31 protein-coding genes and 1 tRNA gene are annotated in these 22,378 nt (G+C 58.8%); 15 read left to right on the forward strand and 17 right to left on the reverse strand.

Features of this window, described 5'->3' with window-relative positions; translation table 11 throughout:
- The first annotated feature begins 54 nt into the window (after positions 1 to 54).
- Positions 55 to 1,818 carry a bifunctional metallophosphatase/5'-nucleotidase gene (locus V5A26_RS01160; RefSeq protein ID WP_332320454.1) on the forward strand — a complete coding sequence of 588 codons (1,764 nt, stop codon included), beginning with the start codon at positions 55 to 57 and terminating at the stop codon, positions 1,816 to 1,818.
- A 23-nt stretch (positions 1,819 to 1,841) separates the two neighbouring features.
- Here the strand turns inward: V5A26_RS01160 and V5A26_RS01165 are convergent, their stop codons facing one another.
- Entirely contained in the window at positions 1,842 to 2,420 is a 579-nt protein-coding gene (locus V5A26_RS01165) for a universal stress protein (RefSeq protein ID WP_332320453.1), read from the reverse strand.
- Positions 2,421 to 2,463: 43 nt separating this feature from the next.
- Between V5A26_RS01165 and V5A26_RS01170 the strand changes: the two genes are divergently transcribed.
- The 5 genes from V5A26_RS01170 to V5A26_RS01190 all read left to right on the forward strand — a co-directional run bounded on the left by V5A26_RS01170 (position 2,464) and on the right by V5A26_RS01190 (position 5,291).
- Entirely contained in the window at positions 2,464 to 2,859 is a 396-nt protein-coding gene (locus V5A26_RS01170) for a fluoride efflux transporter FluC (protein ID WP_332320452.1), read from the forward strand.
- The gene (crcB, locus tag V5A26_RS01175) at positions 2,856 to 3,227 is read left to right on the forward strand and encodes a fluoride efflux transporter CrcB (RefSeq protein ID WP_332320451.1); all 372 of its coding nucleotides are present in this window, start codon (positions 2,856 to 2,858) and stop codon (positions 3,225 to 3,227) included. Before V5A26_RS01170 ends, crcB begins: the two co-directional genes overlap by 4 nt.
- Before the next feature lie 97 nt (positions 3,228 to 3,324).
- Entirely contained in the window at positions 3,325 to 3,765 is a 441-nt protein-coding gene (locus V5A26_RS01180) for an ester cyclase (RefSeq protein ID WP_332320450.1), read from the forward strand.
- Between the two features lie 92 nt (positions 3,766 to 3,857).
- The gene (locus V5A26_RS01185) at positions 3,858 to 4,493 is read left to right on the forward strand and encodes a cyclase family protein (RefSeq protein WP_332320449.1); all 636 of its coding nucleotides are present in this window, start codon (positions 3,858 to 3,860) and stop codon (positions 4,491 to 4,493) included.
- A gap of 63 nt (positions 4,494 to 4,556) precedes the next feature.
- Complete coding sequence (locus V5A26_RS01190) at positions 4,557 to 5,291, forward strand: NAD(P)/FAD-dependent oxidoreductase (protein ID WP_332320448.1); 735 nt, start codon at positions 4,557 to 4,559, stop codon at positions 5,289 to 5,291.
- Positions 5,292 to 5,318: 27 nt separating this feature from the next.
- On the opposite strand, the gene V5A26_RS01195 is transcribed toward V5A26_RS01190, so the two are convergent.
- The 5 genes from V5A26_RS01195 to V5A26_RS01215 all read right to left on the reverse strand — a co-directional run bounded on the left by V5A26_RS01195 (position 5,319) and on the right by V5A26_RS01215 (position 9,363).
- A complete protein-coding gene (locus tag V5A26_RS01195; protein ID WP_332320447.1) occupies positions 5,319 to 5,594 on the reverse strand; it encodes an acylphosphatase in 276 nt (91 codons plus the stop codon).
- A gap of 95 nt (positions 5,595 to 5,689) precedes the next feature.
- Positions 5,690 to 6,448, reverse strand: coding sequence for an SDR family NAD(P)-dependent oxidoreductase (locus V5A26_RS01200; protein ID WP_332320446.1), 759 nt, complete (start codon positions 6,446 to 6,448; stop codon positions 5,690 to 5,692).
- 95 nt (positions 6,449 to 6,543) lie between these two features.
- Positions 6,544 to 7,482: a methyltransferase domain-containing protein gene (locus V5A26_RS01205; protein ID WP_332320445.1), complete on the reverse strand. Its 939-nt coding sequence runs from the start codon at positions 7,480 to 7,482 to the stop codon at positions 6,544 to 6,546.
- Between the two features lie 78 nt (positions 7,483 to 7,560).
- Positions 7,561 to 9,003: a hypothetical protein gene (locus V5A26_RS01210; RefSeq protein ID WP_332320444.1), complete on the reverse strand. Its 1,443-nt coding sequence runs from the start codon at positions 9,001 to 9,003 to the stop codon at positions 7,561 to 7,563.
- Between the two features lie 277 nt (positions 9,004 to 9,280).
- A tRNA-Leu gene (locus tag V5A26_RS01215) sits at positions 9,281 to 9,363 on the reverse strand.
- Positions 9,364 to 9,453: 90 nt separating this feature from the next.
- Between V5A26_RS01215 and V5A26_RS01220 the strand changes: the two genes are divergently transcribed.
- Positions 9,454 to 9,762, forward strand: coding sequence for a transcription initiation factor IIB family protein (locus V5A26_RS01220; RefSeq protein WP_332320443.1), 309 nt, complete (start codon positions 9,454 to 9,456; stop codon positions 9,760 to 9,762).
- A gap of 1 nt (position 9,763) precedes the next feature.
- Here the strand turns inward: V5A26_RS01220 and V5A26_RS01225 are convergent, their stop codons facing one another.
- The 5 genes from V5A26_RS01225 to V5A26_RS01245 all read right to left on the reverse strand — a co-directional run bounded on the left by V5A26_RS01225 (position 9,764) and on the right by V5A26_RS01245 (position 13,599).
- The gene (locus tag V5A26_RS01225) at positions 9,764 to 10,264 is read right to left on the reverse strand and encodes a phosphopantetheine adenylyltransferase (protein WP_332320442.1); all 501 of its coding nucleotides are present in this window, start codon (positions 10,262 to 10,264) and stop codon (positions 9,764 to 9,766) included.
- Between the two features lie 67 nt (positions 10,265 to 10,331).
- Positions 10,332 to 10,931 (reverse strand): winged helix-turn-helix transcriptional regulator, encoded by a 600-nt coding sequence (locus tag V5A26_RS01230; RefSeq protein WP_332320441.1) that lies wholly within the window; start codon positions 10,929 to 10,931, stop codon positions 10,332 to 10,334.
- 34 nt (positions 10,932 to 10,965) lie between these two features.
- Positions 10,966 to 12,048 (reverse strand): glutamate--cysteine ligase, encoded by a 1,083-nt coding sequence (locus V5A26_RS01235; RefSeq protein WP_332320440.1) that lies wholly within the window; start codon positions 12,046 to 12,048, stop codon positions 10,966 to 10,968.
- Between the two features lie 88 nt (positions 12,049 to 12,136).
- Entirely contained in the window at positions 12,137 to 12,766 is a 630-nt protein-coding gene (locus V5A26_RS01240; RefSeq protein ID WP_332320439.1) for a fibrillarin-like rRNA/tRNA 2'-O-methyltransferase, read from the reverse strand.
- Positions 12,763 to 13,599: an NOP5/NOP56 family protein gene (locus V5A26_RS01245; protein ID WP_332320438.1), complete on the reverse strand. Its 837-nt coding sequence runs from the start codon at positions 13,597 to 13,599 to the stop codon at positions 12,763 to 12,765. The genes V5A26_RS01240 and V5A26_RS01245 overlap by 4 nt, the downstream gene beginning before the upstream one ends.
- Before the next feature lie 94 nt (positions 13,600 to 13,693).
- Here V5A26_RS01245 and V5A26_RS01250 point away from each other — a divergent pair, with 94 nt between their 5' ends.
- Genes V5A26_RS01250 through V5A26_RS01260 form a run of 3 tightly spaced genes read left to right on the forward strand, consistent with a single transcriptional unit; the run spans position 13,694 to position 14,359 of the window.
- On the forward strand, positions 13,694 to 13,867 hold the full coding sequence (locus tag V5A26_RS01250) for an HVO_2753 family zinc finger protein (RefSeq protein WP_332320437.1): 174 nt from the start codon (positions 13,694 to 13,696) through the stop codon (positions 13,865 to 13,867).
- A gap of 1 nt (position 13,868) precedes the next feature.
- Positions 13,869 to 14,135 (forward strand): elongation factor 1-beta, encoded by a 267-nt coding sequence (locus V5A26_RS01255; protein WP_332320436.1) that lies wholly within the window; start codon positions 13,869 to 13,871, stop codon positions 14,133 to 14,135.
- A 41-nt stretch (positions 14,136 to 14,176) separates the two neighbouring features.
- Entirely contained in the window at positions 14,177 to 14,359 is a 183-nt protein-coding gene (locus V5A26_RS01260) for a DUF7836 family putative zinc-binding protein (protein ID WP_332320435.1), read from the forward strand.
- Between the two features lie 14 nt (positions 14,360 to 14,373).
- Here the strand turns inward: V5A26_RS01260 and V5A26_RS01265 are convergent, their stop codons facing one another.
- Positions 14,374 to 14,772 carry a translation initiation factor IF-2 subunit beta gene (locus tag V5A26_RS01265; RefSeq protein ID WP_332320434.1) on the reverse strand — a complete coding sequence of 133 codons (399 nt, stop codon included), beginning with the start codon at positions 14,770 to 14,772 and terminating at the stop codon, positions 14,374 to 14,376.
- 128 nt (positions 14,773 to 14,900) lie between these two features.
- On the opposite strand from V5A26_RS01265, the gene V5A26_RS01270 reads away from it, so the two are divergent.
- Positions 14,901 to 15,140 carry a UPF0058 family protein gene (locus tag V5A26_RS01270; protein WP_332320433.1) on the forward strand — a complete coding sequence of 80 codons (240 nt, stop codon included), beginning with the start codon at positions 14,901 to 14,903 and terminating at the stop codon, positions 15,138 to 15,140.
- A gap of 97 nt (positions 15,141 to 15,237) precedes the next feature.
- Here V5A26_RS01270 and V5A26_RS01275 read toward each other — a convergent pair whose 3' ends face one another.
- Positions 15,238 to 15,714, reverse strand: a complete 477-nt coding sequence (locus V5A26_RS01275; protein WP_332320432.1) for a DUF555 domain-containing protein — start codon at positions 15,712 to 15,714, stop codon at positions 15,238 to 15,240.
- 86 nt (positions 15,715 to 15,800) lie between these two features.
- On the opposite strand from V5A26_RS01275, the gene V5A26_RS01280 reads away from it, so the two are divergent.
- The 3 genes from V5A26_RS01280 to moaC are packed head-to-tail and all read left to right on the forward strand — an operon-like array spanning position 15,801 to position 18,633.
- On the forward strand, positions 15,801 to 16,670 hold the full coding sequence (locus V5A26_RS01280) for a DNA-3-methyladenine glycosylase family protein (protein WP_332320431.1): 870 nt from the start codon (positions 15,801 to 15,803) through the stop codon (positions 16,668 to 16,670).
- A gap of 47 nt (positions 16,671 to 16,717) precedes the next feature.
- Entirely contained in the window at positions 16,718 to 18,151 is a 1,434-nt protein-coding gene (locus V5A26_RS01285) for an NAD(P)H-hydrate dehydratase (RefSeq protein WP_332320430.1), read from the forward strand.
- Positions 18,148 to 18,633: a cyclic pyranopterin monophosphate synthase MoaC gene (gene moaC, locus V5A26_RS01290; RefSeq protein ID WP_332320429.1), complete on the forward strand. Its 486-nt coding sequence runs from the start codon at positions 18,148 to 18,150 to the stop codon at positions 18,631 to 18,633. The genes V5A26_RS01285 and moaC overlap by 4 nt, the downstream gene beginning before the upstream one ends.
- A gap of 6 nt (positions 18,634 to 18,639) precedes the next feature.
- Here moaC and hflX read toward each other — a convergent pair whose 3' ends face one another.
- On the reverse strand, positions 18,640 to 19,944 hold the full coding sequence (gene hflX / locus V5A26_RS01295) for a GTPase HflX (protein WP_332320428.1): 1,305 nt from the start codon (positions 19,942 to 19,944) through the stop codon (positions 18,640 to 18,642).
- A gap of 81 nt (positions 19,945 to 20,025) precedes the next feature.
- Between hflX and V5A26_RS01300 the strand changes: the two genes are divergently transcribed.
- Entirely contained in the window at positions 20,026 to 20,346 is a 321-nt protein-coding gene (locus V5A26_RS01300; RefSeq protein WP_332320427.1) for an FUN14 domain-containing protein, read from the forward strand.
- 10 nt (positions 20,347 to 20,356) lie between these two features.
- On the opposite strand, the gene V5A26_RS01305 is transcribed toward V5A26_RS01300, so the two are convergent.
- The 3 genes from V5A26_RS01305 to V5A26_RS01315 form a co-directional block, all read right to left on the reverse strand.
- Complete coding sequence (locus tag V5A26_RS01305; protein ID WP_332320426.1) at positions 20,357 to 21,082, reverse strand: ribosome assembly factor SBDS; 726 nt, start codon at positions 21,080 to 21,082, stop codon at positions 20,357 to 20,359.
- A gap of 78 nt (positions 21,083 to 21,160) precedes the next feature.
- The gene (gene psmA / locus V5A26_RS01310; RefSeq protein WP_332320425.1) at positions 21,161 to 21,901 is read right to left on the reverse strand and encodes an archaeal proteasome endopeptidase complex subunit alpha; all 741 of its coding nucleotides are present in this window, start codon (positions 21,899 to 21,901) and stop codon (positions 21,161 to 21,163) included.
- Complete coding sequence (locus tag V5A26_RS01315; RefSeq protein ID WP_332320424.1) at positions 21,902 to 22,378, reverse strand: Rpp14/Pop5 family protein; 477 nt, start codon at positions 22,376 to 22,378, stop codon at positions 21,902 to 21,904. It lies immediately after the preceding gene.

The raw sequence follows: 22,378 nt of genomic DNA on the forward strand, positions 1-22,378 counted from the left end.
CCCCCCGACCAAACCAGTTATTTCCATGCCGATACAATCGGAAACTGTCCTTGAATGAGTATTGACAACATACACCTTACCGACTGGACGTCCTTCGACGGCACAGAAGCACCACCGGGAGACCCCGATCTCAGCCTCGTCCATTTGAGCGATCTCCATGGGCAGTTGGGGCCGGCCAACCAGGTGTTCTACGAGACCACTCGTGGATCCGCACCGATCGAGTTCGGGTCCGAGGGCCGGGTCGTCCGACCGGTTCGAGGTCTGGCAACCCACGTCTCGAAGATCGAGGAGTTGCGGAACACACGGGAAACGCTCGTTTTGATGAGCGGAGACACGTTCCACGGCACCGCAGAAACGACGTTTACGAACGGCGAGATCATGCTCGAGCCGATCACCGAACATGTCAAGCCCGACGTGTATGTCCCCGGAAACTGGGACTTCGGCCACGAAGGAGCGGTGGATGGCTCTGCGCTCGACCTGTTCGACGCACTCAACGCGCCGACTCTCGCCACGAATCTGACCGACACCGAAGGACGGCAACTGTACGATGGGTTCGCGCTCTTCGAACGGGCCGGGCATACTATCGGGGTGGTCGGAATGACGAATCCGTACATCGATCGCATGGCCCCCGCCTTCCATGAAGGGAAATACGAGTTCGGAAAATCACCGGTTATCCTGGATCAGACTGCTCGTGCCGCTCGGACCGCTGGGGCAGACTTCGTCGTGGCCGTCACGGAGATCGGACTTCCCTGGATGGTACAAGCCGCAAAGGACTTCGAGAGTGTCGACGTCGCACTGAGCGCCCATACCCACGAATACACATACAAACCGATTCAGATTGCCCCGACCGAAACCATGGTGATCGAATCGGGGATGGGAGAGGCCCTCGGGCGAGTCGATCTCCGGTTCGACGAAACCGGACCAGCCTACAGACACGTCCTCTATGCGTTCGTCGATGATGTGGGATATACCCCGCCACCTGACGAGGCGACTGCCGAAACGATCAGGCACCTCAGGGCACCCTTCTTCGAAGAAAACCCCTCGTTCGAGCGAGGTGGAGTGACCCTTGACAGACCGTTGTCGACGGTCGTTGGAGAGACCAAACAGGAACTCGCCAGACAGTCGTTCCTCGAAAGTGCGTGGAATACCCTTTTCAACGATGCGCTACGGTCGACATTCGATGCCGACCTCGCAGTTTCACACGGCAATCGCTTTGGCCAGGCCATCCCTGCCGGGGAGATCACACTCGGGAATGTCTACACCTTCTATCCGATGACCGCACCGATCGCCGTAGGTGACGCCTGGGGGCAACAACTCTATAGCCACGTTGAAGACTACCTTATCGACAACTTCACGTCCCACATATACGATCAGGAGGACGGTCGAGTCAGAGCCTTTTCATCCAACGTCGAGTTGGTCGTCGATCCGGCCGCCAAGCGAGGCCGGCGACTCGTCTCGATGCGAATCGATGGCTCCGAGATCGACCCGGAAGAAACCTATCGGGTTGCGTCGTTCCGTCGCCCTGGTGCTCCCAAACGTGATCTCGGTGGCTGTAATTTCCCATTCAGAAACATCGAAACAAAAGAGACGATCCCCGCGACCGTGCTCAGTGACTATCTCGAAACCCACACACCAGTTGAGTATGAAGTCATGGACCTCGTCACGACCCCTGATTCCGGAGGGACCGTCCAAAATACACCTGCTGAGGGACCGTACCCGTTCATCCAGCCAGGCGTCGACTATGCGGACGGGACCAAGTACATAGAAACTTCGATGATCCCAAGAGCTTTCGATCACCCGAAGCCGAACGGTGACTAGCCCTCCCAAGGCGAATACCTGAGTTAGCCCGTCATCACCACCGGTCGATCCGCTGCCTGAACGACGTCACTCGCCGTACTCCCGATCAGTACCTTCGTGACTCCGGTCCGTTTTCGACCCGACATTACGATTTCGTCCATTACTCCCTCGCGTGCCATGTCAAGAATCTCCCCACTGACCGGTTTTCCCGCCCGAACAGTTCGATTGACGGTTATCTCCCACCCTTCGAGTCTGTTGGCAGCCCGAACAGCACTCTCGTTCCCTTCGAAACCGCTCTCATTGGTTACCTTTGCGTCTGAACGAGGGAGGACATAGAGGACAGTTACCTCCAACTTTGCCGGTTCAACTGGTAAGTTAAGAACGTACGCTGCCTGGGCCTCGGTTCGGTGCTTGTTCATATCCGCTGGGAGAAGAATGTGGTACACGTCCACACTTTCACAGCCCACGTGTGAAATAACGATAGGCACTCGCGGGATCGCCTGCACATTACCCACCGTCCCTGCGGCGTGTGAATCCGTTTCGAGCAATAGTCGTTCTACTCGGATCCGTAACAGTCTTGCCCGAACGCCTCGATTTCTGGTCACCTGGGCAATGAAGCTCATTTGAGCAGACTGTTGGTCCCAACTCAATCCCCGCCTACGAGTTATGTCAGCAACACTTTCGGATCGCGTTGACGCCATTGAGACAGTTGTTTTGATCGCCATTGGCGGATTTGCCGGATCGAATTTGCGATTTTTCGTTGGTTACCTCGGCCCGGACCTCATCACCACGCTCGCTGTGAATACAGTTGGAAGTTTCCTGCTCGGGTTTGTGATTTACGAAGCCCTCCAAACAGATGCCTTGTCGACTGAAACACGGCTTCTCGTATCGACCGGCTTTCTCTCATCGTTTACCACCTACAGTACCTTCGCACTCCAGTCAATACGGTCGGAGCCGGTTTTGCTCGGGCTGAACGTGCTCGGGACCTACGGACTCGGGTTCCTCGGTGTGCTCGTTGGTCGGGCGGTTGCAAATCAAGTTGAACGATGGTGGGGACAATGATTCCGCTCGAACCCGCCCATCTGGTCGGAACAGGTGGTGCACTTGGGGCGCTCCTTCGGCAGTACGTGAGCTCTCGTGTCGATGGGAGTGAACTGCCCGTGGGGACCGTTACGGTAAATATACTCGGAACCTTTCTGCTCGGATTTGTGACGTTCCTCGGTATGGAAACTGAGTGGCTTTTGCTCCTCGGAACGGGTGTGGCTGGCTCATTTACCACCTTTTCCTCTTTTTCCGTCGAGACGGTCAGACTTTGGGACACCGGAGAGCGGTTTCGGGCGGTCGGAAACGCAGTCGGGACGTTTCTTGGTGCCATGTTTGCACTCGGACTCGCATGGGGCGCTGTTCAACTCATGAACCTGCTAATCTGAGTCTCTGCCCAAATATTCGTCCAGGTAGGGGCACGAATCGTGGGTCCCCGAACGATTAATTACGGTGGACGAGAAGAGCTCATTGGTGACATGACTCATGGTCGACCACGAAGCCATCATCGACCGGTACTACGAGGAGATGTTCACCGAAGGTGACACTGACGTCGCGGAGCAAATCCTCGCGGAAGACGTGAAATATCACGGACCACGCAGTGTCACGCCCGGAACGCTTTCCTCCATCAGCCAGGTCAAAGCATTCGTCAAGCGGTATCACAGTGCGTTTCCAGATATCGAATACGAAGTGGAGACGACGTTCGGTGAGGGCGATGAATACACCGTCAGGTGGAATTCGGAGGGCACCCAGACGGAGAAACTCTTCGGGATCGAAGGGGATGGGGAGGAGTTCTCCGGAACGGGATTGAACATGTTCCAATTCGAGGACGAGAAGATCACGGAAGTCTGGTCCTACTGGGACACGCTTGGCATGGTTCGAGAACTGGGGCTTGTCTCGCCAGTCGGTCTTGGACCGAAAGATTGAGGGCTGATCGCCAGTAGTACTGATGGTCGAGCAGCGGGACCCCGGGACAGTTCTTCAGCACTATTTTGGTCGTCCCAGGGCGAGACAGAGATATGGAGGATCTTTCCCACCCGTTCCTCGACGACTTACAAACGTATCCCGGCGACGTCGACGTCCATGTGTCACCGGGCGCGGATTACGAGACTGACGGCTACAGATCGACCAATATCGAAACGGGAAGCCATGCCGGCACCCACGTCGATGCACCCGCCCACATTCTTCCGGGGGGAAAGACTCTGGCCGAGTACTCGGTTGAAGAGTTCGTCTTCGAGGCAATTAAGGTCGATTGCCGAGATCTGGAGGCCCGCGAGCGGATTCCGGCAGACCGAGTGCCAACAGACGAATCCGCAGATTGTGTCGTGTTTCAGACGAACTGGGACGAGCACTGGGGGACAGACCGGTATTTCGACCACCCGTATCTCAGTCCCACGGCTGCGGACCTGTGTGCGGAACGCGGGTTTGCTATCGGTACTGACACGCTCAACCCCGACCCAACTCCGACACTCAATGCCGATACCGACGAACCAGATGGCTTTCAGGCACATGACGCCATCCTCGGTGTGGAGAACCTGATTTTCGAGAACCTGACCAACCTCGAAGCGGTCCCGGCGCGGTTCGAACTCCGAGCCTATCCACTGCCGCTGCAGGTCGATGGTGCTCCGGTTCGAGCCGTCGCCGTCCTGGCCTGAACGCAGCGAATTTTGGACCCACCCACCCATTCTTAGGCCCTCGCGTTCGAAGTGGCTCCTGCCATGGCTCACGACCACGACGTGTTGATCATCGGTGGCGGACCCGCCGGGCTTACGGCCGGAATATTCACCGCCCGCGCCGGGTTAGACACAGTGATCGTCAACGACGGTGAACCGCTCCTCCGACGGAACGGCCATTTGGAGAACTACCCCGGCTTCCCAGGCGGGGTAAACAGTCGCCTGCTCCTGGACATGATGGCCGACCAGGCTAAGCGCTCGGGTTGTTCGCGTCAGGAGGCACGAATCGTCGATCTCGAACAAGCGTCCGGTGGATTTCGTGCCTCAACTGCCGAGGATTCAACGGTAACGGCACAGTTCGTCGTCGCTGCGACGAAAAACACGGTCGATTTCCTCAGCGACATCGAAGGTCTCAAAATCCGTTCGCGAGGAAAAGATTTCGTCGAATCTGACGACCGTGGGAGAACCGGTGTCGAAGGACTGTACGCTGCTGGCCGGCTCGCAATGCAACCGTACCAAACGATTATCGTCGCTGGTCACGGTGGGTCTGTGGGTGTCGCCGTCGTCGAGGATTCAGACGTCAATTTCTATCACGATTGGACCGCCCCGGAAGGCTACTTCACCGGACGGGGGCGAGACGTCCCACCGGGATGCGAGGAGATTTCGCCCGAGGAGCGACGGGACCGAGAAGCCGAGTCCCTGGAGGTTATGCAAACGTATTTCGCCAACCCACATCCGGAAGAACCGACACAACATCCAAACGTTAGGGGAAAAGACTGAGTTTTCGGGGCTGAAACCAGGCGCCGTTCACCGTTTGATTTCAAACCCGTCGAGGCCCATGGGTTCCTCTATCGAGACGGAGACGTCAGTGACCGAAGCGGCCGGACTTCCTTCGTGACACCACTCGATCATCGAGTCGAGGGCTGCCTCTGGCCCTTCGAATACTGCCTCGACACGGCCGTCATCCAGATTCTTTACCCACCCATCGACTCCCCGTTTCCGGGCCTGGTCCCGGGTGGTAGCTCGGTAGAAGACCCCCTGTACCGTCCCGGAAACAAACACATGCACACGGGTGCGGTCCATGACTGGCTCTAAGAAGAGTGCATAAATAATTCCCCGCGTCCGATTTTGGGACGGTCCCCGACATCGGTTCGACTAACGCGTCTCGGTCTCTCCCGTCACTCCATCCGTTGTCCTCCGTTAACAGGTGTATATGTCCCGGTCACGAATTTGGCCGGGTCCCCGGCAAACGCCACAATGGTCGGTGCAACGTCCTCCGGTTGTGCGACGCGCCCGAGCGGCGTGGACCGAGAAACGTGTTGTCGAACCTGGTCGTCAATTGATTCCCTCGTAGCATCTGTTTCGACGAGTCCCGGGGAAACGATGTTCGCTGTAATGCCGTGCTCCCCATATTCCTGAGCGACATATCTGACGAAAGCGTTCAAGCCAGACTTCGCCACGCCGTGGGCGACCGACGAGGTATCCGGGGTTTTCGAACGGCCGCTTGACACGAAAACCAGCCGTCCGTGTTCCTGTTCAACCATTCCAGGGAGCACCGCCTTCGTCAGCGTGAATGCTGCACGCAGTTCGGAATCGATCTTCGAGGCCATCTCGTCCCACGAGATGTCGGCAATCGGCTTATGCGCGAACGGGAGGTTTGCGTTGTTGACGAGGATGTCAACGGACCCAATTTCCGTTTCGATGTCCGAAACCATCGCGTCGACGTCCGCCGGTTCAGTCACATCCGCCTGAATGACAAGGCTCCGTCCTCCTCGGTCTTCCACGGCGCTGGCCACTCTTTCGGCTGCGTCCCTATTTGAGAGGTAATTGATGACGACGTCTGCCCCGGACGATGCGAGTTCCCGCGCCGTTGCAGCCCCAATCCCCCGGCTACTGCCTGTCACCAACGCGATCTGGTCGCTAAGTTCCGTGCCCATACCCGCTGTTACTAAGCATCGTTTCTAAAAGGTTCTTGGTGCAAATGGTCGGGGATCTCCTGGATTGGCTTCAACTAACTCGAACAACCGCCAGACTACAACCCTGATTGAGGGACCTGACCGACAATAGTTTGATACCGCGAGTCCGGAACCTCCCGAACCTCCACGCCGACAAACCCGGCTTCCTCAAGCGCGGATCGATACTCGGATTCCGTATACGTGTTGCCCACGTCCGAGATAGCCAACATGTGGAGGCCGAATCGGTCGGCGACTTCGGAGCGTCCACGGACCCATTCGGCCCCGACAAACGTACCGCCGGGATCGAGTGCGTCGAACGCATTCGCGAAGTACTCCTGGATCTCAGCCAGCGTGAGCGACACAGTCATTCTGGCGCTGAACACGAGATCGAATCCAGTCGGGAGGGAGTCTCTTGCATCGCCGACCACCACGTCGAGTCCCTTTTCACGATGGTGATCTTCGAGAAAGTTCAGCACTGACTCCCGATCGACCAGCGTCACCTCGGCCCCGCGACGGCCGAACTCGGCGGCGAACCGTCCCGGGCCACCTCCAACATTGAGGACCCGATCCGGCCTGGGATGAGCATGCTCCGCTGCCGTCACGATCGATCGAACTGTCGACTCGCCGACGGTAGCCATGCCACCCATATAGTTGCGAAATTCCTCGTCGCTGAACGTCGAGGAATACGTTCCCCGCATCTTCTCGGGGAGATGCATGTAATCTTCGAACGTGTCGACGCGATGGGGAAGGATACCGCGCTCCAGCGGCCGCGTCTCTGGATCGAAGCCCCGAAGCCGCCCCGTGGGTTCGTAGGTCTCCCCGGTCACCTGTGTATAGCCCAAATCTGCGAGCGCGTCGAGCACTGTCGACGCGGCTCGCTCCGTGATCCCTGTTCGTTCGACTATCGCCTCAGCGTCAGTAACGCCGTCAAGCAACGCCTGAATCACACCGGTCTCCCGACAGGCCCACAACAGGAAGACCTCCGAATGTTTGTCATATATCGCGTCAGTACCCATAGCCCCCCGTTTCGGTGTCGGCGATAAAAATCTCCCGAGACGCGTCACTGAGGATTCAGGCGACCTATGGCGCCTATCCTACTCGGTGACCTCAAAGACCATATGAGAGGCGGGTAGCGGTCGAACAGGGTGATTGTCGAGATACGACAAGTGCGGACGGATTTCGAATTCGGGCTCATCGTCCTCCATCTCGAATATCGCGGGATAGACGTCGATGAAGTGATAGCCCGGGTCCCCACTGGCCGTAAGCACGGTCCTGACGGTGGGACTTCGCAGATCCTCACTGGCACCGCAGGCATAGCCCAACGGCTTGTTGTCGTACACGAAGTACGGCGCACTCTCATATGCCGTCCAGCCGATACCGGAAAGTTCGATCTCGATCTCGGTCCCAACCGGACCGCTCGTTGGTTCGAAGGTTTCGATCGATGGCTGCATCATAAACCCGGTTTGGGCGACTGACTGCCCATCGACTTCTGCGACGATCGGCCTCGTCGATCCCTCCGCGGGTGGGATCTCGATTTCGACCTGGAACTGCCCGTCCGAATCCGCCTTCACGGACGGCAAAACACCCGGTCTTGCAGTGGGAGTGACGTTGATCCCGCGAATCCCTTCGCCCACATGCTGATACCACTGGAGATCGACCGGCGTGTTCGCGGGAAAGTCCTGGCCGGTAATAACCGCCTGCGTCCCAGCCTGCCCACACTGGGGTGCGATCACCAGATCAGCCACAGTCTCCTCATCGAGATCAAGGAGATGCTCCTCTAGCGGTTCTTCCTCGAAGAGTTCATCGACCCACGATGTCGCCGGAACCGAGTCAGGAGCGCTCACAGTGACTGTCCAGGCGTTTTCCCGTTCGCCACCGACCGATCCAAGAGGTGATTGGGTGTTGTTTGCAACAAACGGGACCCCACGATAATTGCGCCAAACCTGAATGACGTGCTCCCCGGGTGGCCCGACGGCCTTGACGGGCACGGTCGCAGTGCCTCGGTTTTGAACCCCGGTCATGAACCCGAGGTACCCATTATCCCATGACACTTGGAAGTTTGACATCGTCACGTCCGGGCCAATCCCGTACCCCCGGAGCACGAACGATTTACCCATCGGGGCCGTCGTTCGGTCCAGTTCAAACCACGGTGTGATCTCGAATTCGGTTCGAGCCACGGCTTCGTCTTCGGCCGTCGCCGTGATCGCGTGGCCCCCACCGTAATCCTCCGGAATCGTCCAGGTCTTGTCGAATCGACCCTCTCCGTTCGTTCGCACGGCCCCAATGAGGACGTCCCGTGGCTGATACTGGGTCCCAGTGAGCCGATAGCCCTCGATGACGCCCCAGCTGCCGTCGACGGTATGCCAGGTCAGATCATATTGCTGATCCGGCGGAAAGTTACGCCCGTGAATGATGATTTCGTCCGCGACGTAGCCTTCCTGCTCATTCAAAAACAGTGTTCCAGGTGTATTCGCCTCCACCCGGGTCTCTGCAAGTCGATCCTGTAAATCTGAAGAAAGGTTGGAATCCCCGTCCATGGATTCCCTTCGCTCTGGGTGCCGATATAACTAGGTCCCGTTTGCTCAATTGACTCGCGGGTCAACCGCTCGACGTCTCGAGTCCCTTCGTTCGGCCCCGCCTCACTGCTCACGGGTCGCTCCGCTCCCCGTTCGTCTTTTTCGAGACACTCCCTTCGGTCGTGTCTCGCTATGCGCGGGACAGGATTCGAACCAGAGGAAGACTCGCTCACGTCGTTCGCTCGTCTTCCAGGGCTCGAATCGCTGTCCTGCTCGTTCGCTGCCGGTGGTCGCTCACTGCGCGGGACAGGATTCGAACCTGCGGACCCCTATGGGACAGCGTCCTAAGCGCTGCGCCGTTGACCACTTGGCTACCCGCGCTCTAGTCTTTCTTTCTCGGGCGTCCCAATAAGACTCACGAGAAGCAACGGCGGGCAAACCGTTAACCATGTTCGCGAAAAACTGTCGGCTATGTATCGGGCTGGGGCCGAACGAGCCGAAGCCGAGACACTCGCGGCGCTTGATCGTGTTGCCGAGCGCCTCGAGCTGAGCGGTGAGGCCCGCTCGGTCGCCCAGGAACTGTTTCTCTCAGAACGTCCGACCGCAGACCGTTCCAAAGACGCGCTCCTCGCGGCAAGTATCTATGCTGGCTCACTCATCGCCGGCGACCAGCGGTCGCAAGTAGCAGTTGCCGAGGCCGCTGATGTCTCACGACTGACGATTCAGGCTCGCTGGCGCGAATTACTCGAGGAAGCCGGTTTCGAAACCCCGTCGTGGTGAGTTAGCGACGTGCGGACGCACCGTTTTCCCGGCCCGTACGGTCCGGTGTCAGATTCCCGTGTTCGTCGATCTCGCCCTTGACGATCCGAGTGCTCGATATAATATCCCCGTCTTCAGCCAAAACTCTGTCCACAACGACGATCCGAAGGGGCTCAAGGTCCCGATCACGGCGGATCTCGTTGATCCGTTCCCCGCCTGCCTGCGTTTCGGGCGTGACAATGAGGGCTTCGTATTGCGGTTCGACAGCAATACCCGTCGGTTTGTCGAGTTTTCGAACCTCACATTCACGGTCGTAGTCCGCTGCCTGCTCGGCGAGTTCATCCCCCAAATCGGCTTTTCGCTCCTCGAACGGCCGGATGTATCGGGGTTCGTGACGCGTCTCGGGGGCCAGGCCGTCGCTTGTCAATCCCACCGTCAGATCGCCAATCTCGAAGCCACGGCGAAACAGTCGTCGATGTCCATCGTGGATGGGATCGAATGTCCCCCCCAGTGCCACGTCCATGCTCCGCGGGATGGTTCCCGTGCGTTTAGAGGTTGGGTTTGCCACTCTCCGCGGACGTCCGGGGCGGTTACTCTTCGCTCTCCGCTGGCTCTTCCTGGACTTCGATCTGTACCGGTTCTGCCTCCGGTTCTGTGTCCTCCGAGCGGCGCTGGTCCATCGTGAAGATCGTATTGAGTTCCGACTGGACGCGCCCGACGACACTTCCGACCAAATCACTCGGCGCGATCGAGCAATACTCGTACGGGTTGTTCCCAGCCCCTTCGCTCTCCCGTTTCCGACGTTCGACGATTTCTTCCTCGGCCAGCTCTGCCAACGCTTCCCGGACGGTACTTGGATAGAGTCCAGTCCCTTCGGCCACCTCCTCGCTCGTACTCCAGGGGTCTTGTCGGAGATAAACATAGATACGACCCCGGGTTTCAGTATCCAGGACCCAGGACAGGATGTCGATGACGCGGCTATCGATTTCGTCGACGGCTCGATCCGCCCCAGCTTCGAGCCGATCCCGTGCACCCCGACCCTCCGGTGTCTCCTCCGTCTCTTCGGCCGTCTCGTCAGTATGTTCCGTCTCGACGTCGATCGACTCACCTTCCACGTCTGTCGCCGTTCTCTCCACGTCCGCTGTCTCGGTCGATTCGTCGATGTCGTCGGCCGTGTCTTCTTCGTTCATGTTGTCTCTACGAGGACAAAAGTGGCGAGTGCGGTTAAATCCTCGGCTCGATGAGGAGTGCTTCCCGCAGCGCAGCAGCCCCTGATTCCTCGAGGATGCGACGCTGGCGCTCCGCCCCGCTTTCCGCGTCGTACATGTCTTTGAGACCTGTCACCCCGAGGCGGTCGGCTTCCCCGTCCACGATTTCACCGACCGACGGTGTCGATCCATCCGGTTGAATCAAGTCCGCTGTCTGTCCATATCGGGTCGCGCGCCACTTGTTTTCGTCGAGGAGTTCCCGGCGGAGGTCAGTCTGGGCCGCACCGTCTTCATACCGGGCTGCCAGATCCAGAACTAACGCGTGGACATATTCGACGAGCGCGTCGACGTGGCCCACACGGTCCTGGGAATCCGGAATTCTGACCTCGACCGTTCCGATTCCAGTATGCGGTCGGACGTCGTACCAGAGTTCTCCCGAATCCTTGATGGAACCCGTCTTGAGCATTTGTTGTTCGAAATCCCGGTATGCTTCGTAGGTCTCAAAGGCCGTGGGCATCCCCGTGTTGGGTAAATTCTCAAAAATCTTGGCCCGTGCCGAGCTGAGCCCAGTGTCAAAGCCATTCCAGAACGGGGAGTTCGCAGAAAGGGCAAGTATGAGTGGAAGGTATCGACGGATCTCGTCGCTGATCCAGACTGCCTTGTCCGGGTCATCAACTCCCACATGGACGTGGAGTCCAGCAGTCGTATTCCGATGTTGTGGATACTGGATCCGATCGAGTTGCGAGCGATATCGTGGCTTCTCGGCGTGTTCCTGCAACCGCCAGTCCGCTGCAGGATGAATCCCGGCCGCCGCGATCTGAAACCCGTGTTCGGCAGCGTATTCCTGGAGTGTCTTTCGGATCGTCCTGACCGCTTCCGGGGCTTGTGCTGGCGAGTCGAGTTTTTTGGTTCTGGTTTCGATGACGAACTTGAACAGTTCGTGATCCACATCACCAGTAATCGGCTCCGGCGCGTCGTTTTCGTAGACTAACTGGTCGGAACCTGCAGTCGGAACGCCGTCGCTGTCCACCACGAAATACTCTTCTTCGACCCCAACCGTCCCCAACTCGTCGAAGACGGTTCCAGACCAGTCCGGCATCGGTCGAATCGATGGGTGGTCGACGTAAATAGTTCTTGAAGTCGGCCATCTTTTCGGTGCGTCGAACGGCAGTGGACCTGGGTTTTCCTTACGCAGGTGTCGCAATCACCGCCAAATGATCATCGTGGAACGGTTCGAGATGCGTGGTATCCAAAATCTCGTACGTGGATTCGAGTGTTGCGATCGAATCCTCGAACACTGCATCAGGATCTTGGGTGACGTCTTCACTGCGGGCTTTGATAGCGAGAACAAGTGTTCCATCTCCTGCGAGGAACTGCGCATTCCCGTTCGCAACTCGGGCTTGGCCTGTCGTCGCGACGTCTTGGATCAGGACATCGAGTCCGTGTTCGACCACGTGGGCGTACGTTGCGGGCTGTCGCGCATCTGCAAGCAACGGAAACAGGTTAGGTCGAGATTCCACGACGGACAGCAGATCTCTGAGTGGGCGGGGGGCGAACTCCACCGCGTAGGTCGGTCCAGCCATGTCAGCAACGTGGCTCACTGTCGTGCCCGATGCCGCCCCAAGGTAGAGAACCCCGTCACCGCCTTCCAGTCCCGTTTCAAGGCCCAGTTCAAGCATCGCCCCGAGTTTTGACCGGTGTGGGTCCCACTGTCGCCACCCATCGGTCGTCGGTTCGCCGTAGACCGGATCGCCCCGCGTGGCTAATGCCGATTCATCGCCAAACTGTCGCCGTTCGACGCCCGCAGGCAAACTCATTGGTCCTCACCTCCGGCCCGAATCGCTTCCATGCGGTCATCGAGTTCGGCCTGAAGTGGCGAATGACCCTCGCCTCGGTAGTGATCGATGCGGGCGGCGATGGTGAGTTTACCGGCCAGCGCTCTGGCCGCGGAGCCCCGCTGTTCCGGCCGGGTTCCGCGCACGTACTCGTGAGTGAAGATAATACCATGTTTGGGCGAGGGCGCATGGCCTTCGAGATGAGCGAACAACGCGTCTTCGGCTCCCAATACCTGAATCGTTCCGCTCGGTTTCTTCGCGAGCGAATCAAGGCCCCCAGCCAGCGCGATGAGTCGTGCTGCGAGCAACGGGTCGGCGAGCATTGTGAGGTTGGGAGCGACGACAGGAGCGTGTTCTTGGATAAACGTCTGCAACCGGTCCCGACGAGACTGGATGTCCCGAACCGTCCCCGCGAAGTCGACGATTTCGGCCTCGAGAGGAGTCTCAGGCTCCCGCTCGGCAACTTCCAGGACGTACTCGAGTCCCTCGTCGGATTCCCCGAACTGGCTCCCGGCCCACTCCGCGGCCCGTTCTGCGAGTTCGTTTGCCGTCTCTGTGAGGTCATCCATCGCCCGTATCGCATGGATGAGTTGTTGGTCAGTCGCCTGTTCGCGCCGACGGACAGCCGCTTTTGCCGCCGCCTGTGTCACATCGTGAAGAAACGAGTAATAGTCATCCTGGCTCTCCGCAAACCCCGTTTCGACAGCCAGTGCGGGCCACGCTCGTGGGTCCTCGGCCCCTCCCTCCCGAACAGCCCCAATGGCGGAATCGAGATCGCGCCCATCGAGTCCCTGAAACCAGCCCCGATCAGTCATACACGGGGCTTCCGGGCCAGTCGGGTTAAGTGGGGCGGTCGGATATCGGCGAAAGACAACCGTTAAACCGCATCGGACGGGTATGAACAGATAGATGAGTCAGACAGACCGGGCCCGACGATGTGTCTCCTGTGGGATCAACATCTCCGGGACCAACGCCGCGGCCTTCACCTGTCCGGAATGTGGCCACCAGATCTATCGGTGTGCCACCTGTCGGAAGCAGAGCAACCTCTATGAGTGTCCTGAGTGTGGGTTCCGGGGGCCATAAAATGGGCAAGGTCGCTGCAGTCATCAAAGTGATGCCTGAAAGCCCTGAACTCGACCTGGATGTGCTCGAAGAACGCCTCGGGAACTCACTCCCTGAGGGGGCAAAAATCAACGATGTCGACCAAGAGGAAGTGGCATTCGGCCTTGTCGCGCTCTATCCAACGGTTATCGTCCCTGACGACGCAGGCGGGACCGAAGCCGTCGAGGAGGCGTTCCGCTCGGTGGAGGGTGTCGAATCGGTGGCTGTCGAAGAAGTCGGCCGAATCTAGGGCAGCAACTTTTTCCCCAAGGCCCTCGACTGTGCGAACGCATGCCACACGAGGCCTACGTCCAATTAGTCTGTCCGGAATGCCGAAAGGCATGGGAAGCGACGCCGAGTGATCTCCCGTCACCGGAGCAGAACTATAGCTGTCCGAACTGTCATGCCACAAGACGTGTGGCCGAATTCATGCGGACCGACCGCGACCTCGAAAACCTCAAGAAACTCTCCTGAGCGGTTCGACTGGATTAGACCGAGGAGCGGGCGCCACAGGCGTCACATTCGAGCAGTTCGGCGCCCTGTTCTCGGGTCAAATTTGTGTCGGGGAGGCCACACTCCGGACAGATAACATAGGCCTCCACGTACTCGTCGATAGCGGCTGCCACACGGGACTTGTTGAACTGGCCCGTCAATCGAGCACGGTCTCTGTCGTCGATCTGGGCGCTCGTTCCGAACTCGTCCTGCAAGAACTTGAGTACGTGATCCGTTCCGCGGTCAACCGCGCCCAACAAGTCCTGGAAGTTCTCTAAGATCGTGACGTTCCCCTCCGTACGGAGGTCCGGATCGGGAACCTCGAAGCGACTCTCTTTTTCCGCAATGTCGGGTTTCTCCTCGAGGGCCCGCTCGAGTTGCTCCTCGTAGTCCATATCGATACCAGCAGGCGGTACCCTAAAAGCCTTTCAGACGGCCAGGTTGGAGAATCCGCGGGGTAGCAGCCTTGGTAACTCCCCTCAGAGTAATACTATAACGATGTAGTGGTTACAGTTGTTTACACATGAAAAAACAGGAGCTCATCCACCTGCATGGTCTCCTCGCCGAGGTCGGAAACTATTACGAGCGTGTTTCCTCGCGAGAACTCCAACTCGAGAAGTACGATTCCAAAGGTGTACGACCGACATCGATCCACAAGTCCAAAACTGATCACAAGGCGGCTGTTTTTGCACTGGCAAAAGGCATCACAGGGACAATGGACGCAGCCGAGAGTACTGAGACGGTTCCGGCCCAGGCCGACTAAGGTTCAGTGTGGATCCGCGATGGACGTACAGAGTGAGTAGCGCCGCGGCTCCTTCAGACGAGCAACCCCAGGTTCATCGAACGTTTCGGGCGAAACCTTACTCGTCGATCAAGTCCTCGAACTCCGGCAGAACGTCCTCCGAGTCCTCCTCACCCGACGTTTCCTCGGTCTCGGATTCTTCTTTTTCGGACTCCGATTCATTCTCCCCCGATTCGGCTGTCTCCTCCTCGTCATCGTCTTCCAGCACCTCGACCTCGAGGACCTCAAGGGGGATGTTTTCCAGCCGTTGGCCGATTTCCTTGCGAGCGATGCGGGACGCGTGTTCTTCCCGTTCGACGTTGAAAACCGTCATCTCGAGTTCAAGAGCCACGAGACTCTCGTCCGCGGCGATGAATGCCGGGTCAAGTTCGTCCCCGCAGTGCGGACAACTCCGACTTCCCATTTCGATTTCGACGTAGTTGAGATCTGGATTCAACATCTCGCCCGTCTTCGAGATGGCGATGCGAACGGCCTCGTTTGGCGATTCCACGTCGTAGACCGGAACCGCTGCCTCGACAACGACCCTACAATCCATGGGTATGGTTGTGTTTGACGCCCAATGTAAAAATAGATTAGCCCCAATCAGACAGGTTATCCCCGCAGGCCTCCGAATTTCTCACGATGGAAACGGGGCACATTCCGGCCGAATCTATCCCGGGCTCGTTCGACCTCCAGACGACCCTCGAAAGTGGCCAGACGTTTCTCTGGGAACGGACTGAAACCCCCGAAACAGGGCAGTGGTTCAGGACAGTCGAGAAAACCAACGTGATCGAAGTCAAAGCACGGGACGGTGGACTCGATTGGCGGTCGAATACTGATCCGACCGATTCCCTCCGCCACCGACTGGATCTCGATACGGACCTCCCCGACATTCGGTCCGGATTTCCCAATGACCCCGTCGTCCAGGCGGCAATCGACCGCTTCGACGGGTTACGAGTGGTGACCGAACCCGTCGTGCCAACCCTGTTCTCGTTCATCCTTTCTGCACAAATGCGGATCGACCGAATTCATGATTTGGTGACCGCGCTCCGGGAGACGTACGGCGACCGAATTCAGTGGCAGGACGGGGACGTCTCCGCGTTTCCGGACCCTGAACGGTTGGCAACCCTGAGTGAAGCCGAGTTGCGGGACCTCGGCCTTGGCTATCGCGCCCCCTATGTCAAACGAACCGCTGTGTTGCTTCGAGACGATGTCGTTTCTCTCGAAACCGTTGGTTCCCACCCATACGAAACCGCCAGAGAGGAGTTGACAGAGTTCGTTGGCGTTGGACCGAAAGTGGCCGATTGTGTGCTCCTCTTCGGCATGAACTTCGAGGAACCGGTTCCACTCGACACCTGGATCCAATCCGCAATAGAGACCCACTTCCCTGAAGCCGAGCAGGGCTCCTATGAAGCCACCTCACGGGCGATCCGCGAACGACTCGGCCCGCGACCCGGCTACACACAGACCTACCTGTTCACGCATCTCCGCACAGACGAATCGAATACCTGATCCTGGGAGACCACTTCCTTTAGGGGATCGGCCACCTATCCCGAGTCATGATCGAGAGCAGCGAGATGGCGATCCTCGATCGGAACGCCGTGGCACTCGGCGTCCGAGAGACGAACCTGATGGAATCTGCTGGAAACGCGGTCGCGCGAACCGTTCGCAAACAGGCCCCGGATGCAGACTCCGTTGCAGTCGTCGCCGGTCGCGGGAACAATGGCGGCGATGCCCTCGTAGCCGCCCGCTTTCTTGCAGATCTCGACCCACAAGTGACATTACTGGGTCATTCGGACCGCATCAGAAGCGATGTGACCCGAGAAAAGTGGGAGGCACTTCAGGCGGCCGAAATCGAGACCGAAGTTGTCCGGGATTCGACCACGTTTCGCCTCGATAATCCGGATGTCCTCATCGACGGCGTACTCGGAACCGGCGTCGCCGGTGCGCCACGGGAACCGGAGCAAACAGCGATCAAAGCGATCAACGAATCCGGTTGCCCGGTCGTCGCTGTCGACGTCCCGTCCGGCATGAACGTCGACACGGGAGCAACCCCTGGAGTTGCAGTCGATGCCGATCGTGTCGTGACTTTTCACGATCTGAAACCGGGATTGAAAAACCACGGCGGTGTTACGGTAGCGGACATCGGTATTCCGGCAGCCGCCGAGCGCTTCGTCGGTCCAGGCGATCTTCGGCGGTTGCACCGACCGGTTGCTGCGCATAAAGGTGATTTCGGACGTGTTCTCGTCGTCGGTGGCGGTCCGTACACCGGGGCACCGGCACTGGCCGCTCAATCGGCCCTTCGTGCAGGGGCGGACTTGGCGACGGTTTTGGCACCGGACCCAGTCGCCGACCAGATACAGAGCTATAGCGAGGACCTGATCGTCGACTCGCTCCCAGGTGAAACAGTTGCACCGGACCATCTCACGACGATTCAGGAAACCGCAACTGACCAGGACGTTCTCGTGCTTGGGCCGGGCCTCGGATCCGATCCCGACACTCGATCCACGGTCGCTGCAGTTCTGGAAACGTACACCGGCCGTGTCGTCCTTGACGCCGATGCCCTGGAGGCCGTCAGAACTGCCGAAATCGAGGCGTCTTGCATCTGCACCCCCCATCGCGGCGAGTTCCAGGATCTTGGTGGGACTGCGAAGACAGATCGGGAGGGGTGGGCCGCCGAGGCATCAGCCCTGGCAGCCGAACTCGGACAAACGATCCTTCTCAAAGGACCGGATGACGTGATCGCGGACGGCAAACGGACGCGGATCAACCGAACCGGGAACCCAGGAATGACAGTCGGCGGAACAGGAGATGTCCTTGCGGGTGTCACGGGGGCCATGTTCGCGACCCTTGATCCACTCCATGCCGCAGCGCTCGGAGCCTACCTAACCGGAACAGCCGGTGACTTGGCGGCCGAGAGCCGGAATGGTGGACTCCTCGCATCGGATCTCCTCGACACGCTTCCAGCGGCACTCGGAGGTGAACGACCATGAGCAAAGACGAAAACGATCTGACACACACCACCGCGGAAGGCGATGCACAGATGGTCGATGTGGGTGACAAGCCGAACACAGCCCGCCGAGCGGTCGCAGCGGGAACGATTCACCTCCAACCCTCGACAATCGACGCGATTCGGGCCGACGACGTCGGCAAAGGGAACGTGCTGGCCACCGCCCGAGTCGGTGCGATCCAGGCGGTCAAACATACCTGGGAAACGATCCCAATGTGCCATCAGATTCCGATCACGAACGTTGAGACAGACTTCGAGATGGCGCAGCCAACGATCACGCTGGAAGTCGCCGTCGAAACGACCGGGAAAACCGGGTGTGAGATGGAAGCCCTTCAGGGTACAACAACTGGATTGAACGTAATCTGGGATATGGTGAAAGCAGCCGAAAAAGACGCCGACGGTCAGTACCCGGACACGAGAATCGAAGACATCCGGGTCGTTTCGAAAGAGAAACGCCCGCTCTAGTGAGAATTAGGCGTCCGCTGCGAGATCGCTTGCCTTGGCCCGGGTCTGTTCGACGATCGCGGGTCGGGCCTGGAAGTCCAGGATAACCTCCTCATCCCGGTACTCCACCTCCTCCACAAAGGCGTTGTCATGGACCCAGGACACGACGCTCATCGTATCCTCGGTCATGGGCAAAACCAACCGCTCGCGCTGACGCTCGGGCAGTTCACGCTGGATCCGCTCTTTGAGGCGTTCGATGTTCGTCTCTTCGATGGCGCTAACCGCGACCGGCTCCGGAGCGAGCGGCGAGAGCGCTTCACGTTTATCTCTCAGTTCCTCGGGTTCGACCTGGTCGACCTTGTTCAACACCGTCACGATAGGTGCTTCGTTGCGCTCGTAGAGTGTATCGTGGCTGGTCATCAGTTTCTCACGGATCTCCTCGATAGGCTCACTCACATCAACGATGAGGAGGACCAAATCCGCTCGATACACTGATTCGAGGGTGGATTTGAACGATTCGACGAGCCAGTGGGGAAGGTCGCTGATGAATCCGACCGTGTCTGTGAGCAATGCCTCACGACGGTCGAGATCCAGCCGACGGGTCGTCGTCCCAAGGGTCGTGAACAGTCGATCCTCCCGCTCGGCAGTGGGGTCGAGGTCCGGATGCATCTCGACGTTTTCGCCCACTTCGAGGTCCGCAGCAAGCGCCTGCATCAAGGTCGACTTGCCGGCGTTCGTGTAGCCGGCCAACGCCACCAGGTCAAAACCCGATTCGCGGCGTTGTTGGCGGCGGTCGCGTTCGGTCTCTTCGATCTGTTCCAGTTCGTCCCGAATGTTGCTGATCCGCGCTTTGATGTCATTTTCGCGACTCTCGTCGTATTCGCCCAGGCCCATGAATCCGGGCCGCTCGTCGCGCTTTGCCAGACTGGCTTTGGCTTCGGCTCGTGGGAGTTCGTATCTGAGCTCCGCGAGTTCCACTTGAAGTTGGGCTTTGCGGGTCTGTGCCCGCTGCCCGAAGATGTCGAGGATAAGCCTGAACCGGTCTTTGACCTCAACACCGTCGGGAAGTTCGTTGCCCAGATTATAGACCTGATACGGGCCGAGTCGATTGTCGAAGATCACCGTTTGGGCTCCCGTCTCGATAACCTGGTCCCTGAGTTCCCCGACTTTCCCCGCGCCCATTTGGAGGGCCGCATCCTGTTTGCGTCGCTGGGTACACTCGCCAGCAACCTCGTACCCAGCAGCGGCTGCGAGTTGCCCAATCTCGGTCGTGTCCGCCTCTCCCCGGTCCACCCGCTTTGCGATGATGGCCCGATCGTTCGATCGCGTCACTTGCCCTGACCTACAACACGCTCTCACTTAAGGGCAGGGCGGGCACAAGAGACTTACAAGAGAACAGTCCATCTATTATGCATGGCTTTCGAACTGGACGCGACACAACTCGGTCTCGAGTTTGGGAGTGGGGCCGTCATCGGGGCGATCATCGGCTTTGCCTTCAAAAAGATCGCCAAGGTGATTGCGGTCATCGTCGGGTTGGAACTTGCACTCTTCAAGTTCCTCGAATCGCGGGGCATCCTCGCCGTCGACTGGGACCGTCTGACAGGCGGGGTCCTCGATCTAACCGAAACTGCATCGATGCAGACGCCCCCATCCTGGGTGAACACCATCCTTTCGACCCTTTCTGTGGGTGCCGGATTCACTGGCGGCTTCCTCGTCGGTTTCAAAAAGGGTTAAACGGGATTTGTTACCGGCGAGAAATTTCGTCTTTGTCTCGAACGATCTGCACCTCGGCCTCGCCGCTGGAATGTTCGTTGACCACGTCGTAGAACTCGTTTTGCAGTCCAGCAGGGAAGGTCAAAACACCGATCCAGGAGCCATCAGCTTGCCATTCTTCCCGTTCGAGTTCCCCGAACTGTCTGATCTGGGATTGAGCACTGCCAGCGTAATCGGCTGGGACCTGGACCGCCATCGTCACCTCGTCGAACCGAATCGGAATAATCGGGCGCAGAGCATCAAGTGCATCCTCGACTTGGGCTTCGACCGGTTCCATCGGGTCAACGTCAAAGCCCGCTTCCTCGAGGGCGTTCTCGATTCTGTCCGGCGGATGGGGCGCATCATCCATCTGCGGGTTGACCGCGTTGCGAGCGATGCGGTCAATGAGTTCCCGGCGCTTTCGTTCGAGCATTTCACGGCGCTGTTCGGCCGTGATCTGAATCTCGCCCCGTTTGATGACTTCTGGGATGATTTCGAGTGGTTCTGTCGTTCCAAACACCTCCTCGATGTCCGCCTCAGCAGGACGGTCCCCCCGCGAGGCGTTTTCGAAGACGTCCCGCGCAGCGATGACCTCCTCGAGTTTGCCGTCGAATTCCCCTCGTTTGATCGCAAGGGCGGCGTCCGGGTCGACCAGGACCTCGAATCGTGCGCCGTGGGATTCCAGTCTGGCCGTCACGGCATCGTCAAGTGATATCATGGACAGGCCTACGGCAGGCGGGGTGAAAAATGTAGCACGTCTTCGAAGCGATATCGGTCCGGCTCGGGTGCGGCGGCCTCACTCGGATTCGTCCGGGAGGAGGTCCGCTTCGTCGAGGTAGTCACGGATCTCGTCGTCGGTCAGTTCGAGATACTGCTCGGACTCGGCATCCACGGTCGCAGCCCCCACTCCGTCCGGTGCAATCCCGTCATCGGACACGGAGCCAAGTGCCTCGAGGGCTAAGCCGACTGCATCTGCTAATTCCATCGCTGGATCGTAGTGCTCCTCGAGGAAGGCCTGTATCTCACCCCGATCGGAGCCGATCGCGATCGCTTGCCATTCGTAGGGCGTGCCACTCGGATCGGTTTCGTAGAGACGGGGACTCCCGTTATCCAGACCACCGACCAACAGGGCCACACCGAACGGCCGAGCACCGCCGATTTGGGTGAACTGCTGGATGTGATCCGTGACGTCCTTCGTCAACGTCTCGACTCCGATGGGTTCCTCGTAGCGAAGCCGGTTCACCTGGGCAGTTTGGCGGGCGTAGTCGATGAGTCGCCGAGCGTCCGCGACGTGGCCCGCGCTGGCGATCCCAATGTGATCGTCGGCTTTGTGAAGCTTCTCGACTGAGGCTTGCTCGACCAGCGGTGAGCGTCGGGGTTTATCAACAATCAGCGCGACGCCATCGTCCGCTCTCACACCGATACTTGCGGTGCCGCGTTTGACTGCCTCCCGGGCGTATTCGACCTGATACAGTCGGCCGTCCGGCGAGAAAATGGTGATGCCACGATCGTACGCTTGCTGTTGTTGTCCTTGCATTTACAATTCCCTGGGCGTCGCGCCCACGAACAGCCCGTTCATATCGATGTCAACCCGATCCGTGCGATAAACCGCACGTCCGGTTGCACCCCGAAACGAAACTGACTCCGTACCAGTCGCGTCAGGCGGGCCGTCACAATATTTCGTTTCGGTTGCCTTGACAGTGCCACCGATACCACGGACACCAATCCGAACTGGCTGGCCATCGACCGATGACACACAGGCGATCGCCGCTCGGGCCTGCTCTGTCGCGTCCCGGCGCACCCGAACGAGCGCTGACCCACCGCCAGTCCAGCAGTCGGCCTCGATGACTTGCAGATCGACAGCCGCACTTGACACATCGCCCAGGAACGTTCGTGCTTCCGACCAAATCGCGTCCTGAAGCGCTTGCCGACCGAAATCGGCGTCCGGCCAGGTCTCTATCTCGACAGCGAGATAGCGATAGCGTGGCCGAAGGTGTTTCGGTAGGTGTCGCAC

Origin of the sequence: Halodesulfurarchaeum sp., from assembly GCF_036626455.1 — an archaeon.
Taxonomy (GTDB): Archaea; Halobacteriota; Halobacteria; order Halobacteriales; family Halobacteriaceae; genus Halodesulfurarchaeum.